Below are 18,349 nucleotides of genomic sequence, written 5' to 3' on the forward strand. Positions count from 1 at the left end.
GCCGCTATCGGGGCGGTTGCTCATCGAGCACGATCAACTGCCCCAGTCGACTGCGTGTGCGCATCAGGTCGATGACCGAACCCGCCAGGCTCTCGGCCAGCGGGCGTTCGCCGACCAGTATCAAGGTCTTGTCCTGGTCGTACAGCACGTCGATGAGGTTGATGAAGCGTTGCTGGACAGCGGTCGAGCACTCGTCCAGTAGCGGCAGATGGTCGATGCTCCACCGCTCGAAACGTTTGCACAGCGCCAGGTAGTCGATGACCGCCGTGGGTTCTTCACAGAGGTCGGCGAAGGTGAAATGGACGCGGTCGTCGTCGATCAGGCGCGCGCGCAGCCGTCGGTTGCCGACGTCCAGCGGCACCGGCTCCAGATTCGCTGGCGGCAGCTGCAGCCGCGCCCGCTGCGCTGCGGTGCCGGGCCATACATAGTGGCCGCGGGTGAAGCGTTGTTGCGGTCGGTCCTGGGACAGGCTGCGGTAATCGGTGGCGCCGCCGACTTCCAGCACATCCATGCGCGCATTGATCAGCTCGATAACGGGCAGGAAGCGCTGGTGATAGAGGGGGTTGGGCAGCAGGCCTTCGGGCGGGTAGTTGGAGGTCACGACCAGCAGGATGCCTCGTTCGAACAGCGCCTTGAACAGCCGCGTGATGAGCATGGCGTCGCCGATGTCGTGCACATGGAATTCATCGAAACACAGCAGACGGCAGTTCTCCAGCAGCTCATCCAGGGCGGTTGCCAATGGGTCGACGGCCTGCCGATGGCGGAACATGCCCTGATGCAACTGGGCGAAAAAATCGTGGAAGTGCAGGCGGCGTTTTTCTTCCAGAGGAGCCGCCCTGAACAACCCATCGAGCAGCCAGCTCTTGCCGCGCCCCACGGCGCCATGCAGGTACAGACTGCGCACCGCCGTGCCCTGGAGCAAGGCAGGCATTCGCTCGGCCATGCTGGCGATGACCTGCGTTTGATCGGCACCCAGGGTGTAGCCCGATTGCCTGGCCCGTTCATCGAACCAAGCGTGCAACGCTGCAGCCTCGTCGCTGGTTTCAGCCTTCGGCTCGGGTTTGAACAGGCGTTTGTACAGGGCGTGCAGCGACGGTAATGCGGTCAATCGGGGTGCTCCATGACGAACCGTGGGTCAACGCAGACCCGAGACCATTTGCGCAAGCACACTCAGCACATCGCCGCCCAGTCGCGCGGAGCGCTGGCCGTTCCAGCCGGTATGACTGTCCGGTGCGTCGTCGTGGTCCTTGAACGGCATCTCCAGGGTCAGCGACAGGCAGTCGAATCGCTCGCCGACGCTGTTGCAGGCCAAGGTCATGTTGGCCTCGCCCGGCTTGTCGCGGGTGTAGCCGTGTACTGCCTGGAAGTCAGGGGTACGGGCGCACAACAGGTCGCGGAAGGTCTGTTCCAGTTGGGCGATGCGTGGGGTATAGCCAGGGTTGCCTTCGCAGGCGGCGGTGAACACGTAGGGGATTTCTTCGTCACCGTGGGCGTCGATGAACAGGTCGACGCCGTGCTTGTCCATCTGCTGCTGAACGAAGAACACTTCGGGCGTGTATTCGGCGCTGGAATCCTGCCAGGCACGGTTCAGGTCCCGACCGCGGGCGTTGGTGCGCAGATGACCGTGCACGGCGCCATCGGGATTCATGTTCGGGACCAGGTACACATCGGCCTTCTCCAGCAGCGCCTGGACCTCGGCATCATTGGCCTGCAGGCGATCGATCACCCCTTCCATGAACCACTGGGCCATGTGCTCGCCCGGATGCTGCTGGGCGATCAGCCACAGCCGACGCTTGCCCGGCGCACCATCGCCCTTGCGCAGGAGCGGTATTTCCCGCCCTTCGCAGCTTTGCCCCACGGCCAGGAGTTGCAGACCGGCCTGCATGACGGCGCGATCGATCAGGGCGTCGTGGCGCTCGCGGCTATAAGGCTCGAAGTAGGCAAACCACATGTCGCTGTTCTGCGCTTCCAGACCGAAGCGCAGGGCCTGGCCGTCGAAGGTGCTGGGCACGCGGAACCAGTGCTTCTGATCGCAAGAGGCTACGGCATGGTAGCCGTGCCAGGCGTGTCCGTAGGAAGACTGCGCGGCGTTCTGCAACCTGAATTCGTAGCGCTGGCCAACCTGCAGCGCTGCGGCCTTGAAGTGAAACCACTGGAAGTGCGCGCTCTCACGGTCCGGGCGGATCGCCAGGTGTACGTCGAGCGGATCGCGTGCGTCGATGACTTCGATGTTGCCGCTGTCGAAGTCGGCACTGATCTGCGGGGAGGGGCGAGTCACGGTCGTGTTCCTGTACCTGAATTCTTGTACCGCCACTGTACACCGAGCAGTGGGCCATTCCGCAACTAGCGCAGCAACTTCTTTCATGGGTTTCGTAATGAGGTGCGGCGTCGCTGAATCGATGACAGGTCGGTTCAGGGGTGGTTCGTGCAACTTGAAGTTGTGGTCAATAGTAGGCGGCCAGCAAGTCGAATACGGCTGTTTAGTTATTGCGCAAACTAATGCCGTGCCGTTTTTTTCCGGATTACACCTGTCGGGTGATAGCGGTCTGATATCGTGAAATTGTTATAAATCGTCAGCCCTTGAGCGTCGCGACGTACTAGCCTATTGCTTATATGGCGCAGCGCCATAACGTCGCCAACATATCAAGCTTGCAGAAAAGTCGATCTGAGACAGGTAGTTAGAAGTTTAAGGTGGGCTCGCCATGGAATCATGTCAATTATTCATCATGCAGCGGGATTGCTACGGATGAATCGTTTCGTCTAGCGATTTCCCGTTCGGGATACTTATTGGAATACACCTTGAATCACTGGCGTCGGCAAACGCCGAGTGCGGGTGAAGTTGCGTGTGCGGTGCCCTGTAGTGCACTGCAAGAATCTGCTAGGAGCAAATATGGACAGTATCGTTGTTGCTGCGAAGTCGGCGCAAAGCACCTCGGAAATGGCGTGGGGCAATATAAAGCTGTTGGATACCAGTCTGGTCAAACTGCCAGTGGACCCCAGCGATGTCGCTTCCACTGCGCGTTCCGGCAACAACCTGATCGTCACCCTCAAATCTGGCGAACAAGTCACCATCGGCGACTTTTTCAAGGTCGATGCGGCGGGTCAGCAGAGCGAGTTGGTGTTCGAAGGCCAGGATGGTTTTCTCTGGCAGGCCAACTACGGCGAGCCCTTCACCGGCTTTACCTTTTCGGAAGCCTCGACCGCCGATGAATTGCTCCTGGCCGGCGCGGCCGCCAGCGGTTCCACGCCTGGCTGGATGCTGGCCGCGTTCGGTCTGGCCGGCGTAGGTGCCACGGGTGCCGCGGTGTCGGGCGGTGGCGGCGGCGGTGGCGGCGGTGGGGGCGCGGCATCACCCGTCACTCCGGTGCCACCGACCGATGCTACGGCGCCCGGCGCGCCCACCGGGCTCATTTTTGCGCCCGATGGCAGTGGTGTTTCAGGCCGCGGCGAGAGCAACGCATCCGTAGTTGTTCGCGATGCTCAGGGCAATGTCGTGGGCAGCGGTACGGTCGATGCCGATGGCAATTTCCAGGTGGCGTTTCCTGCGCCTCAAACCAATGGCCAGCCGTTGCAGGTCGTCATCACCGACGCTTCAGGCAACAGCTCCGATCCGCTGGTGATCACCGCACCTGATACCACGGCGCCCGCAGCGCCCGCCGGGCTGGCGCTGACCGGCGACGGCGCGACCTTGACCGGCACGGGGGAGCCTGGTGCCACGATCACCGTGCTCAATGCTTCGGGCGGGGTGCTGGGTTCGGCGGTGGTGGCGGCCGATGGTTCGTTCAGCCTGGTCCTGAACCCGCCGCAGATCAACGGTGAAGCGTTGAGCGCGACGCAGACCGATGCAGCGGGCAACCCCTCGTCGACCGTCAGTCTGGTCGCACCCGATCTGACACCTGACACCGCCCCAGATCCGACACCAGACCCTACACCCGATCCAACGCCCGACACTACCGCTCCGACGGTGCCGACGGGCCTTGCGGTCAGTGCCAACGGCGGCGTACTGATCGGCCTTGGTGAAGCGGGCACTGTGGTCAACGTCACCGATGCCACTGGTAACCTCATCGCCACCGGGACCGTGGACGCCAATGGCAACTTCCGCGTGGACCTCAATCCGGCCCAGGCCAATGGCCAGGGGCTGGAGGTGACCCTGACCGACGCCTCGGGCAATGTCTCGGCGCCCGGCAACGTCGTCGCGCCGGACATCGAAGCGCCTGCAGCACCTACCGACCTGAGCATCGATGGCACTGGCCTGGTATTCAGCGGACGCGCCGAAGCCGGTGCCACGGTGGTAGTGCGCGATGCGGCGGGCACTGTGCTCGGCTCGGGCGCGGCCGCTGCCAACGGCAGTTTCCAGATCACCTTGAATACGCCCCAGGTCGACGGTGAAACCCTCAGCGTGGTGGCCACCGATGCGGCGGGCAATCCGTCGCTGCCTGGCCAGTTGCAGGTGCCGGACCTGACGGTTTCCGAACCGATTTCCGAGTTCGTCATCAGCGCCGATGGGTTCTCCTGCGGCGGTCGCGGCCAGGCGGGTGACACCTTGACCATCACCAACGCCGCCGGCGATGTGATCGGCACCACGCAGGTGAACGCCTTCGGTCGGTTCTTCATTCGCTTCGCGCTGCGCCTGGCCCCCAACGAGCCTGTGACCGCCACGCAGACCGATGACAATGGCAACATCACCTCCACGCTCAGCGCGCTGGCACCCGATGACATCGGCCCCGGCACTCCGGACAATCTCATCCTCAGCCAGGACGGCCTGACCCTGACCGGTACCGGCAGTGCCGGCGACACCGTACGCGTCTTCACCAGCCAGGGCGTGTTGCTGGGCAGTGCCATCGTCAATGTCGATGGCACGTTCTCGGTCATCCTCGGCCAGGCCCAGACCAACGGCGAGACACTGACGCTGATCGCCACTGATTTCGATAACGAGTCCTCGGTTCCGGTGCCATTCGTGGCAGCGGACAGCACCCCGCCCAATGCCGTCGGCAACCTCGGCTTCGGCGCCGACGGTACGACGCTGACCGGCACCGGCGAGGCGGGCGCCAGGGTCACCGTGCGCGATGCACAGGGTAACGTGGTGGGCGCCGCCACGGTTGATCAGGCCGGCAATTTCGTCGTGACCCTGGCACCTGCACAGGCGGATGGACAACTCCTCAGCGTCACGCAAACGGATGCGGCCGGTAATCTTTCGGCCGTCGTGCAAGCGACCGCGCCGGATATCACCGCTGGCGTGGACCTTACCCAGGTCATCATCAGTTCCGACGGCAGTCTGATCAGCGGTCGCGGTCAGCCAGGCGATACCATCACGGTCAGCACCGTGGGTGGGGTCGTCCTGGCTCGCGGTGTGGTCGCTGCCAATGGCACCTTCAATCTGTCCCTGGATCCAGCCCAGACCAACGGTCAGGCGCTGCGCGTCGGTCAGCAGGATGCAGCGGGCAATGCCTCGGCCGATGTCGCCTTGACCGCGCCTGACCTGGAGCCACCGGTGGCGCCTGGCACCCTGGCCTTGAATGTCACCGGCACGGTGCTCTCGGGCGTGGGCGAGGCGGGTACCACGGTGTCGGTCAAGAATGCGGCCGGCACGGTACTGGGTACGGCGCTGATCGCTGCGGACGGCACCTTCCAGGTTGCCCTCTCGGCGGCGCAGGCCAATGGCCAGGCACTGACGGTGACGGCTGTGGACGCTGCCGGCAACAGCTCGGCAGCGGTGCCGTTCACCGCACCGGACACAACGGCCCCGGACGCCGTCAGCAATCTGCTGATCAGCGCCGATGGCCTGACCCTGACCGGGCGCGGCGAGCCCGGCGCCACGGTCACTGTCACCAATGCCGTAGGCGTGGTGCTCGGCATCGCTACGGTGGGTGCCAACGGCAATTTCAGCGCGGCGCTGGCCCCGGCCGCGGTCCAGGGTGCTCTGCTGAGCGCTGTGCAGGCCGATGCGGCTTCCAACGTCTCCTTGCCGGTAACCACCGTGTTACCCGATGCCGTCGGTCCCGGCACACCTGGCGATCTGGCATTGAGCCGTGACGGCCTGCAATTGACCGGCACCGGCAGTGCCGGTGACACCGTCAGTGTGTTCGGCCCGCAGGGCACCTTGTTGGGCACGGCCACCGTGGCCGCCAACGGCACCTTCGTCATCACCCTGAACCCGGGTCAGACCAACGGTGAAGTGCTGTCGGTGGTCGCCACCGACGCACGGGGCGAGGACTCGGTGCCGGTCGAAATCACCGCGTTCGACTCGACCGCGCCCGACCCTGTCAGCGGCGTTGCCATCAGCGCCAACGGTGCGACCGTGACCGGTTCCGGTGAAGTGGGCGCCCTCGTCACCGTCCGCGGTGCCAACGGTGGCGTGATCGGCACGGGCACGGTGGCCACCGATGGCACCTTCAGCATCACGTTGAACCCCGCGCAGCTCGAGGCCCAGTTACTGCAAATCACGCAGACCGATGCGGCGGGCAACAGCGCCACCGCCGTCGACCTGCTTGCGCCGGACCTGACCGAGCCGGGCGCGTTGTCGCAACTGGCCGTGAGCAATGACGGCCTGACTCTGAGCGGACGCGGTGAGGTCGGCGCCACGGTTACGGTGCTGGCCCCCAACGGCGTAACCCTGGGCACGGCGACGGTGGGCAGCGACGGGGTGTTCAGCGTTGCCCTGAGCGCGGCTCAGACCAATGGGCAGAGCTTGAGCGTCAGCCAGAGCGATGCCGCTGGCAACCGGTCGCCCATCGCGCTTGCCCAGGCGCCCGACATCGAGGCTCCCGCCGCACCTGGCGCACTGCAGCTCAACAGCAGCGGCACCGTGCTCAGCGGTGTGGGTGAGGCGGGCGCCACGGTGCGCGTAGTCGATGCCGATGGCGTCGTGCTGGGCACTGCCGTGGTCGGCGCCAATGGCACCTTTCAGCTACCCCTCGTCCCAGCCCAGGCCAATGGCCAATTGCTCGAAGTCACCCAGACCGATGGCACTGGCCAGACCTCGGTGCCCGTGACGATCATCGCCAGCGACAGCACGGCGCCGGTTGCCTTGGCCAATGTGGCGTTGAGTCGGGACGGACTGAACGTGACCGGCACCGGTGAAAGCGGTGCCACGGTCACGGTGCGCGCGGCCAATGGCGCCGTGCTCGGCAGCGCTGTAGTGGGGGCCGACGGCACATTCAGCGTCGTGCTGGCCAGTGCGCAGGTCAATGGCGAACGGCTGGGCGCCGCCCAGACCGATGCCAGCGGCAACCTGTCGCCGACCACCTTCGTCACGGCCGCGGATATCACCCCGCCCGGTGCTCCGGCTGCACTGGCGCTGGACGCCAGTGGTCTGGTGCTGACCGGTACCGGCGAGGCCGGTGCCACGGTGCGCATCACCAATGCTCAGGGCACGCTGCTGGGCACAGGCACGGTCGCCGCCAACGGCACCTTCAGCATCACCTTGAGCGCCGCGCAGACCAACGGCCAGAGCCTCAAGGCCGTGGCCACCGACGCGGCCAGCAACAGTTCGGCGGCCAGCACGTTGCTCGCGGCGGACACCACGCCACCGGTCGCGGTCAGCAATCTGGTGGTCAGCGCCGACGGCAACGTGCTCGGCGGCTCGGGCGAGGCCAATGCCACGGTGCGTGTCACCGCCGCCAATGGCGATCTGCTCGGCACCGGCACGGTGAACGCGAGTGGCACCTTCCTGATCACCCTGAACCGGCCGGCCACCCTCAGCGATGTGCTGACCGTGGTCGAAACCGATGCGGCGGGTAATCCATCGACGCCGGCCCAGGTCAATGGCCCGGACGCCGGCGCCCCGAGCGCACCGGCCAACCTGCTGCTGACGCTGGAAGGCGCCATTCTCACCGGCACCGGTTCGGCCGGTGCGATCATCCGTGTCACCAGCACGACCGGCGTGCTGCTGGGCAGTGGCACGGTGGATGGGTCGGGTGCGTTCAGCATTCTGCTCGATACCCCGCAACGCAACGGCGAAGTGCTCAGCGTGCAAGCCAGCGACGCGATCGGCCGCGTGTCGATTGCGGTACCTTTCGCGGCCGCTGACACGACTGCGCCCGATACCCTGGCCAACGTGCAGATCAGCGCCAATGGCGCCCTGATCACCGGCACGGGCGAGGCGGGTGCGCAAGTGACGGTGCGCGATGTGCTGAACCAGTCGGTGGGCACGGCCACAGTGGCAGCGGACGGCACGTTCACGGTCGCCTTGACGCCAGCCCAGACCAACCTGCAAGTGCTCAACGTGACCCAGGCCGATACGGCCGGCAATCTGTCGCCGGGTGTGACCGTGACCGCACCGGACCTCACGGCGCCCGAAGCGCCGGTCGCCCTGCTGCTCAACGATGTCGGTACGGTCTTGACCGGCACCGGCGAGGCGGGCGCCACCATAGTGGTACGCAATGCCGTGGGCGCCCAGGTCGGCGCAGGCATCGTGGGCGCCAACGGCAGCTTCCAGATTACCCTGGACACCCCGCAGATCGACGGCGGTGCGTTGCGGGTCACGCTGAGCGATGCCGCCGGCAACGTGTCCCTGGCGGGCAGCGTGATCGGTCGCGATACCCTGGCTCCGGTCGCTGTCGTCACCCCGGTGATCAACGCCGACGGCACCTTGATCAGCGGGCGTGGCGAGGCGGGTGCGACCGTCACGGTCACCACCGTCGGCGGTACCGTGCTCGCCTCGGCCCTGGTTGCGGCCAACGGCACCTTCAGCGTGGCGCTCGACCCGGCGCAGGCCAACGGCCAGCTCCTGGACGTGCTGCAGACCGATGCCGCCGGCAATGCTTCGGTACCCGTGGCGCTCACCGCGCCGGACATCACACCGCCCACGGCCCTCAGCGCTGTGCTGATCAGCGGCGATGGTGAGGTGGTCACCGGGCGCGGGGAGGCCGGTGCGCTGGTTCGCGTACTGGTCGGGAATACCGAACTGGGCCGCGCCCAGGTCGACGCCAGCGGTCAATTTTCGATCACGTTGAACACCGCGCAGGTAAACCTGCAGCAGCTGACCGTCACTCAGGTCGATGGGGCAGGCAACTTCTCCGCCAACGTCACCCTGAACGCACCGGACCTGCAAGCGCCGCCCGCACCGACCAATGTCGTGCTCAGTCCTCAGGGTGGGGCGGTCATTGGCCAGGCAGAGCCTGGCACCGTGGTTTCGGTGGTGGTCAGCGACGCCCAGGGCAATGTGCTGGGCAGCGCCACGGTAGCTGCCAACGGTACCTTCCAGGTCGACCTGGCGTTCCCGCAGAACAATGGCCAGACCTTGCTGGTGACCTCTACCGATGCCGCCGGCAACACCTCGACCAGTGTCACCGTGATCGCCGCCGACCTCACCGCGCCGGATGCACCGACCGCACTGGTGGTCAGCCTCGATGGCCTGACCGTGGTCGGCCAGGGCGAGATTGGCGCCACTGTCAACGTGCGCGCTGCCAACGGCGACCTGCTCGGCATCGGTACGGTGGATACGAACGGCACCTTCAGTGTCGTGCTCGATCGCGCCGCCACCGAAAACGAAGTGCTCGACGTCACCTTGACCGATGTGTCGCGCAACGTTTCGACAGCGGCCACCGTGGTGGCGCCGGACGTGAACGGTCCTGATCAACCCACCGCACTGGTCCTGGGCGACGCCGGTCTGACCTTGAGCGGGCAGGGCGATGTGGGCAACACCGTTACCGTGCGCAGTGTCACCGGCGTGATCCTGGGTACGGCGGTGGTCGACGCCAGCGGCAACTTCCAGGTTGCACTGAGCGCGGCGCAAATCAACGGCGAGACATTGGAAGTCGTCGCCACCAGTGGCGCGCTGGTGTCGTTGCCGGCGCGCATCACCGTGGCCGACACCAGCGCTCCCGACAGCCTCACCAATCTGTCGGTCAGCCTCGATGGCACTCAGGTCAGTGGGCGTGGCGAGGCCGGGGCCATCGTGACCATTCGCGACCCTGACGATATCGTGCTGGGCCGGGCAACAGTCGGCGTCACAGGTACGTTCACCGTAGCGCTCAACCCGCCACAAACCGACGGCCAGGAGCTCAAGGCGGTGCAGGTCGACGGCGCTGACAACGCATCGGCCGAGGTCACCGTGACCGCTCGCGACAGCACCTCGCCTCAGGCTCCCGGAGCGGTGCTCAACCCTGCCGGCACTGCGGTCAGCGGCATCGCCGAAGCCGGTACCGTGGTCACGGTCATCGTCAGCGATGCGCAAGGCAACGTGCTGGGCACCACTGTCGTTGCACCCGATGGCAGCTATCAGATCATTCTGGACACAGCCCAGGCCAACGGCCAGACCTTGTTGGTGACCTCCACCGACGCGGCGGGCAACGTGTCCGCCACCACCACACTGCTTGCGCGCGACACCACGCCGCCTGCGCAGGTGAGCGATCTAATCATCAGCCCGAACGGCGAGCTGCTGGCCGGGCGTGGCGAGGTGGGTGCCGAGGTGACCGTGCGCAATGCAGCCGGCACGCCGATCGGCACCGCCGTGGTCGGTACCAACGGCAGCTTCATCGTTGACCTGACCACGCCCGTTGCCCCAGGTGCCGTCCTCACAGTCGAGCAGCGTGATGTCGCCGGTAATGTCTCCGTCAGCCTGGAGATCACGGCACCGGACGGTACCGGTCCGGATCAACCCAGTGCTCTGGTGCTCAGCGTCGACGGTCTGCAACTGAGCGGCGTGGCCGACCCCGGCAATACCGTGACCGTGCGCAGCAGCACCGGGGCAGTGCTGGGCACGGCCGTGGCTGATGGCAACGGCGCGTTCACCGTCGATCTGGCGACCGCGCAGCTCAACGGCGAACAACTGGAAGTGATTGCCAGCCTGGGGGCGCAGGTTTCGGTGCCTGCGCAGTTGCAGGCCGATGACCTGACCGCGCCGGGTGCGCTGACCGCTCTGGTCGCCAGTGCCGACGGCACCCAACTCAGCGGGCGTGGCGAAGTGGGCGCGACGGTCACCGTTCTTGCCCCCGACGGCAATGTTCTGGGCAGCGTGGTCATCGGTGTCACCGGCGCCTTCACCGTGCCGTTCACGGTGCCGCAGCTGGGTGGCGGCAACCTGACGGTGTCGCAGACCGACGTGGCGGGCAACGTTTCGCCGACGGCGCTGGTGCCTGCGGTGGACAGCACACCGCCCGTGGCGCCGAGCGCCACCGTCGAGCTCAACGGCAACGCCGTGGTGGGCACGGCCGAACCGGGCAGCGTGGTCACGGTGATCGTCAGCGATGCCCAAGGCAATGTCCTGGGGACCGCCACGGTTGCCTCCGACGGCACCTACCAAGTCGTGCTCGATGCGGCGCAGACCAATGGGCAGACGCTGCTGGTCACCTCCACCGATACAGCCGGCAACGTGTCCTCGACCACGGTCGTAATCGCGCCCGACACCACGGTGCCCGACGCAGTCACCAATCTGGTGGTCAGCGCCGACGGTGCGCTGTTGACCGGCAAGGGCGAGGTCGGTGCCCGAGTCACGGTGCTGGGGGCGGGGGGTCTGTCCGTAGGCACGGCCACGGTCGATGCCAATGGCAACTTCACGGTTACCCTCGATCCGGTTTCCGCAGACCGCACCCTGCTCAGCGTTACCCAGGCCGACCAGACCGGCAACGTTTCAGCCATCGCTACCGTCACCACGCCTGACATCAATGGCCCTGACGTGCCGACGGCGCTGGTGCTCAGCACCGACGGTCTGCAGGTGGTCGGCCAGGGTGACATCGGCAACCTGATCACCGTGCGCAACCTGCAAGGCACCGTGCTGGGTACGGCCACCGTCGATGGCAACGGGGCCTTCCAGGTCCAGCTTGCCACCGCGCAGCTCAATGGCGAGATCCTTCAGGTCACTGCCGCTGACGGCGCGCTGACCTCGCTGCCCGCGCAATTGGTAGCGCCGGACGTAACGGCGCCGACCAACCTCGCCGAGCTGTCGGTCAGCCTCGACGGCACGCTGTTGACCGGTCGTGGCGAAGCCGGCGCCACCGTGGTCGTCACGGGCCCCGGCAATGTCATTCTGGGCACCGCCATAGTGGCCGTGACCGGAATCTTCACCGTCAACCTGGACACGCCACAACTCAATGGCCAAGCCTTGAGCGTGGTGCAGACCGACACGGCCGGCAACACCTCGGCTGCGCTCGTCACCCTGGCCGGCGACCGCACGCCACCGTTGGCGCCTGTCGATCTGGCCGTGATCAACCAAGGTCTGGTACTCACCGGCAGCGGGGAGCCCGGTGCGCAGGTCACGGTCAGCAACGCTCAGAACATCGTGTTGGGTACGGGTACGGTGCTGCTCGACGGCAGCTTCCAGGTCGTGTTGAGCCAGGCGCAGGTCAATGGCCAGGCGCTGGGCGTGACCCTGACCGATGCTGCGGGCAACGTGTCGGTGCCAGGCGCCGTGCTGGCCGGCGACACCACCGCTCCGGTGGCCTTGACCAACATCACCATCAGCAACGACGGCGCTTTGACCAGTCTGCTCAGTGGCAAGGGAGAACCCGGCGCCGTGGTGACCGTGACACGGGTCGACGGGACCGTGTTGGGCAATGGCCCCGTGTCGGCTGCGGGTAATTTCAGTATCACCCTGACTCCGGCGGTTACTACTGGCGAGCCGCTGAACCTGGTGCAGATCGACGCAGCGGGCAACGCCTCGCCGATCGCGACGATCAACTCGCCAGACACCACTGCACCCGATCCGCTGACCCAGGTGGCGATCAACCTCACCACCGGGGCGACCGTGACCGGCCGTGGCGAGGCTGGGGCGACCGTGACGGTCAAGGATGCCGCGGGCGTGGTGCTGGGCACCGCGCAGGTGGCGGGCGACAACAGCTTCGTGGTGACCTTGTCGCCAGCGCAGATCAACAACCAACCGCTGACCGTCGCGCAGACGGATCTGTCCGGCAACGTCGGCGCGAGCACGCCGATCTTCGCGCCTGACCTGACGCCTCCGGCTGCCCCCACGCAACTGGCGCTCAGTGGCAGTGGTACCGTGCTCAGCGGGCTGGGCGAAGCCAACGCCACTGTCATCGTCAAGAATGCGGCAGGCGCAACGCTGGGCGCGGCGACCACCGTGGGCGCCGATGGCACCTTCCAGGTCACGCTGCCGGCGCAGCTCAACGGGCAATCGCTGGTGGTGACCCTGACCGACGCGGCTGGCAATGTCTCGGGCCCTGGCAGCTTCACGGCTCCCGACGTGACACCACCGGCCGCGCCGACCATTCTTGCGCTGAATGCGACCGGTACCCTGCTCACCGGTACCGGCGAGCCCGGTGCACAGCTGGTGATCCGCAACAACCTCAACGTCTCGGTGGGCACCGGTACGGTCAACGCCGACGGCACCTACAGCGTCACCCTGAGCGTGCCGCAGATCAATGGCGAAGTGCTCAGCGTCCGCCAGGTCGACGCCGCAGGCAATGCCTCGGTGGCCGTTACCGTCACCGCCAGCGACCTCCAGGCTCCGAGCGCCTTGGTCAATCTGACGGTGTCGAGCAACGGTCTGCAACTCACCGGCAGCGGTGAAGCCTTGGCGCGCATCGTGGTCAAGGACGTGCTGGGCGTGCAGATCGGCGCAGCGACCGCCGATGCCAATGGCCTCTTTACGGTCAATCTGGCCACCCCGCAGCTCAACGGTCAGTTGCTGGTCGTGACCCAGGCCGACGTGGCCGGCAACGTCTCGGTGCCGGTCAACTTTACGGTACCCGACGTCACCGCGCCTGTGGCCCTGACGCTGGCGGCGGTCAGCGCCGACGGTCGCATCGTCACCGGGCGTGGCGAGGCCGGCGCGACGGTCAGCGTCACCGGCCCGCTCAACGCATCGCTGGGCACGGCAGTCGTGGCCGCCGACGGTACGTTCAGTGTGACCCTGAGCACGCCGCAGACCAACTTCGAGGCCTTGCTGCTGGTTCAGCGCGACGCTGCGGGAAATGTCTCCACCGGTGTCACCGTCAATGCCCCGGACCTCACGCCACCGGCACTGCCGACCGGCCTGGGTCTGAGCGTCGACGGGCTGGTGTTCAACGGCACGGCTGAAGCCGGTGCGCGGGTGTTCGTGACCAACGCGCAGGGTGCGTCGCTGGGCAATGTCCTGGTCGACGCCAACGGCACCTTCAGCGTGCCGCTGAGCCTGGCCCAGCTCAACGGCGGGACCCTGGAGGTGTATGCCCAGGATGCCGCCGGCAACAAGTCGGCACTGGCGCGCTTGAGCGTTCCCGATATCACCCCGCCTAGCCTGGCCACGCAGTTGGTGGTGAATGCCGACGGTACCCTGTTGACCGGCAAGGGCGAGGCCGGGGCGACCGTCAGTGTCGGCCTGGTGGTTGGCCAGACGCCTGTCGTGCTGGGCACCGCTGTGGTCGATGCCAACGGCAACTTTCAGGTGCCGCTGGTGCCGGCTGCGCTGGGCGGGCAATTGCTCACGGTCATCCAGACCGATGCGGCAGGCAATCCGTCGGCGGGCGCTGCGTTGAACATTCCACTGGAGCTGCCACCCGCGGCGCCGCTGGCAAGCGCCATCACCAGCAACGGTGTGACCCTGACCGGCACCACCGAGGCGGGCACCACGGTGATCGTGCGCAACGCCGGTGGAACCGTATTGGGCAGCGCGGTCGCCACCGGTACCACCTTCACCGTGACCCTGAACCCGCCGCAAGCCAACGGCCAGGTGCTGGAACTGCACGCGACCAAAGGCGCGCTGACGTCGGTGGCGACCTTCTTCACTGCCGTGGACAGCACCGCGCCGGTCCCGATCACTGAACTGAACGTCAACGGTACCGGTACCGTGGTCACCGGTCGCGGCGAGGTGGGCGCTACCGTGCGGGTCAGCAATGGCGCCGGCGTGGTGGTCGGAACCGGGTTGGTTGGCTCGAACGGCACCTTCGCCGTGCTGCTGCCGGTGGCACAGGCGAACGGTGGCGTACTCACGGCGGTTCAGGTCGATGCGGCGCAAAACGTCTCCACCGCTGTGACGGTCCCTGCACCGGACATCATCGCGCCCGTTGCGCCGGTGGTGACCGGTCTGGGCAATGCCGGGCTGACCCTCAGCGGCACCGGTGAAGTGGGTGCCACTGCTACCGTCTACAACGCGGCAGGCGTGGCCATCGGCACCACCACCGTACAGCCCGACGGCACCTTCGCGGTGACGTTGAGCAGCCCACAACTCAATGGGCAGTTGCTCAGCGTCAAGCTGACCGACGCGGCGGGCAACGTGTCGCTGGCAACGCCGTTCCTGACGCTCGACACCACGCCTCCTGCTGCCTTGGTCAATGTGGCCCTGGCGACCAGTGGCAGCACCGTGACCGGGCAGGGCGAGGCGGGTGCACGGGTGACCGTCAGCGTCGGTGGCGTGGCTCTGGGCACTGCCGTGGTCGATGCCAGCGGCAATTTCAGCGTCAACCTCAGCGCTGCGCAGCTCAATGGTCAGCAATTGACTGTAGTGCAGACCGATGCCGCCGGGCTGACATCGCCGATCACTGCGCTGACGGCGCGCGATGCGACCGCGCCGAATGCACCGACCGCACTGGTGCTGGTTGGTGGCGTCAGCCTGACGGGTGTGGGTGAGGCCAACAGCACCGTGAAAGTCTACGGTGCCAACAATGCCTTGCTGGCCGAAGGGCCGGTGAGTGGCCTGGGCCTGTTCAGCGTGACCCTGGCATCGCCGCAGCTCAACGGCGGTGCTTTGCGGGTGACGCTGACCGACGCGGCTGGCAACGTGTCCGCTGCGGGTCAACTGGGTGTGGCCGATACCACACCACCCACTGCGCCCACCGCGACCATCAGTCCCAGCGGCACCGTGGTTTCGGGCACAGGCGAGGCGGGTGCCACGGTCACCGTGCGCAGCGGCGCCAGCGTGCTGGGTAGCGCCGTGGTCGCTGCCAACGGCACCTACAGCGTTACGCTCAGTGCCGCGCAGATCAACAGCCAGGTCCTGAGCGTCAGTCAGGCCGACGCTGCGGCCAACGTTTCGCCCACGACGACCACCACGGCGCCGGACCTGACCCCGCCGAACGTGGCCACCGGGCTGGCCGTGGCTGGCAATGGCCTGACCTTAAGCGGCACCGGCGAGCCGGGCGCCACCGTCAGCGTCAAGGCCGCCAACGGCGTCGTGCTCAATGTCGCGCCAGTCACCGTCGGCATCGACGGTACGTTCACCGTGGCCTTGAACGCCGCGCAGATCAACGGCGAGCGCCTGAGCGTCACCCTGACCGATGCACGCGGCAACGTCAGCGTCGGTGCAGCGGTGGTGGCACCGGACATCGATGTCAACGAACCGGTCATCGCTACCAGCAACCTGGCGACGGCAACCGTCAACATCACCCCGGTAACGGTGGACAGCGTTTACACCAACACCAGCGTCAGCTTGCTGCTGGGCCAAGTCAAAGCCTTCGGCTTCACTGTCGCCCCCGGTACCGTGACCGATCCGTTGATCACAGTGACCAACAATGCGGCGCTCGGTGTGTTGCCCGCTTCGGCTTTCGCCCTGGAGGTGCAGAACGCTGCGGGCACTTGGGTCACCCTGGCCAACAGCGTCACCAATCCGCAGTTGCTCAACCTGATTGGACTGGGCACCAACCAGGTCCAGGCCGACATCAGCCCGCTGCAAGCCGGCAACTACCGGCTGACCGTGGCCAGCAATCTGGTGTCGCTGCTCGACAGCCTGAGCACCCAGATCCAGTTCTCCACCACCAGCCTGACCCAGTTCACCGGCACGCCCACCGCGCTCAACGGTAACGTCGTCACCGATCCCGGCGTGAACGGCCTGGCCGACCGCACCGGCCCGGACAATGGTGCGGTGCTGCAGGTGCTCAAGAACGGCACCTACGTGAGCGCCGGTGCAGGCACTGTGGTGCAGGGGCTGTACGGTCAACTGACCATCGATGCCACCGGCAAGTACACCTACAACCCGAGCGGGGCCGTCGCCAGCGTGGGCAAGGTCGAGGACTTCCAGTACCAGTTGGTGCACCCCAACGGCCTGACTTCCAGTGCTCACCTGTATGTGCGCATCGACAGCGCCAACGTCACCGAGGTGTGGAACCCCAACAACCTGGCCGCCAACGCCACGCTGGTGGATGCCGTCAACGACACCGCGACAAGCGCCTTGAGTCTGGTTGGTCAGTTCACCGACACCACGGCTACAGTGGGTCGCTACGACAGCGGACTGCTTGGCGGGCGTGGCGATTTCAACTTCAACGTAGCGCCGAACACTTCCAGCGACCTGACCTTGTCCGTCACCGGCAGTGGTTTATCGTTGCTGTCCCCGGTCACGTTCGTGTTGTCCAAGCTGCAGGCCAACGGCAGCTACGTGCAGGTGGGCTCCTACTCGGGCGCCAACCTGATCGCGGTCGGCAGCGCAGGCCTGGGAGTGCGGGTCGAGGACCAGACGGCGGGCACCTACCGCCTGAGCATCATCAACGGCGGCCTGGGTGTGGCGTCGAGCTACACCGCCAACGTTCGCCAGGAGGCCACCTCGACCAACACCTTCGTCGTCGGCAGCGCGACCACTGCCACGGGCAACCTGCTGACCGGTGTAGGCGCCGATGTGGTGGGCTCTCCCTACACCTCGCTCAGCGTGCTCAGCGCCGGGGCCTTCGTGCTGCCGGGGGTGAACGGGGTGAGCATTGCCGGTGCCCACGGCTCGCTGCTGGTCAACGCCGACGGCAGCTACGCCTACACGCCGACCTTGAACCAGAGCGGCACGGCGGTGGGGCAGAGCGACGTGTTCACCTACCAGCTCAACCATCCGACCGGGGCCAGCGATACCGCGACCCTGACCATCAACCTCAGCAACGCGGCTGCGCCGACCAGCTTCGCGCGCCTGGCGTCGTTCGACAGCGACGATGCCAGCGCCGTCCACGTCGCCGCTGCCGGCAGCGACCTGCACGACCAGCAGGGCACTTCGGCCGACGATGTGCTCGATGGAGCCCAGGGCGGTGCGCTGACCCTGCAGGGGCATGAAGGCAACGACACTCTGGTCATCTACGACCAGGCCTTCGCCTCGGTGGATGGGGGTGCCGGGATCGATACCCTGAAGTGGAATGGCGGCGATGCCGACATCGACCTGAGCAATCTGGCCGCGCGCATCAACAACATCGAGGTCATCGACCTGAACCAGTCGAGCAAGGTCAACCTGACCTTGAGCTTGAGCGATCTGCTGTCGGTCACCGACGCCAGCACCGACAAGCTGCTGATTCTGGGCGACAGCCACGACACCGTGCACATGACCGGCGCGACCTGGGCTCCGGGCGCCATCCAGACCGACAATGGCGTGCAGTACAACGTCTACACTGCGCAGGAGGATCCATCGCACCATCTGTGGGTGCAGAGCGGTATCAGTGTCGTCTGATACTCGCAATCCACGTCAGGCCTTCGGGCCTGGCGTTGCGGCAGGAAGTCGCACGTCGCCTGT

General features: G+C 66.3%; 3 protein-coding genes. 1 reads left to right on the forward strand and 2 read right to left on the reverse strand.

Features of this window, described 5'->3' with window-relative positions; genetic code table 11:
- Positions 1–4: 4 nt before the first annotated feature.
- Together zapE and ABMD26_RS19275 are read right to left on the reverse strand one after the other, a co-directional pair.
- Positions 5–1,108 (reverse strand): cell division protein ZapE, encoded by a 1,104-nt coding sequence (gene zapE, locus ABMD26_RS19270; RefSeq protein ID WP_502948324.1) that lies wholly within the window; start codon positions 1,106–1,108, stop codon positions 5–7.
- Between the two features lie 27 nt (positions 1,109–1,135).
- Positions 1,136–2,278 (reverse strand): M14 family metallopeptidase, encoded by a 1,143-nt coding sequence (locus tag ABMD26_RS19275; protein ID WP_354311272.1) that lies wholly within the window; start codon positions 2,276–2,278, stop codon positions 1,136–1,138.
- Positions 2,279–2,890: 612 nt separating this feature from the next.
- Here ABMD26_RS19275 and ABMD26_RS19280 point away from each other — a divergent pair.
- On the forward strand, positions 2,891–18,286 hold the full coding sequence (locus ABMD26_RS19280) for a BapA/Bap/LapF family large adhesin (protein WP_354311274.1): 15,396 nt from the start codon (positions 2,891–2,893) through the stop codon (positions 18,284–18,286).
- The last annotated feature ends 63 nt before the right edge of the window (positions 18,287–18,349 follow it).

Source organism: Pseudomonas sp. PvP001, from assembly GCF_040546375.1.
Taxonomy (GTDB): Bacteria; Pseudomonadota; Gammaproteobacteria; order Pseudomonadales; family Pseudomonadaceae; genus Aquipseudomonas; species Aquipseudomonas coleopterorum.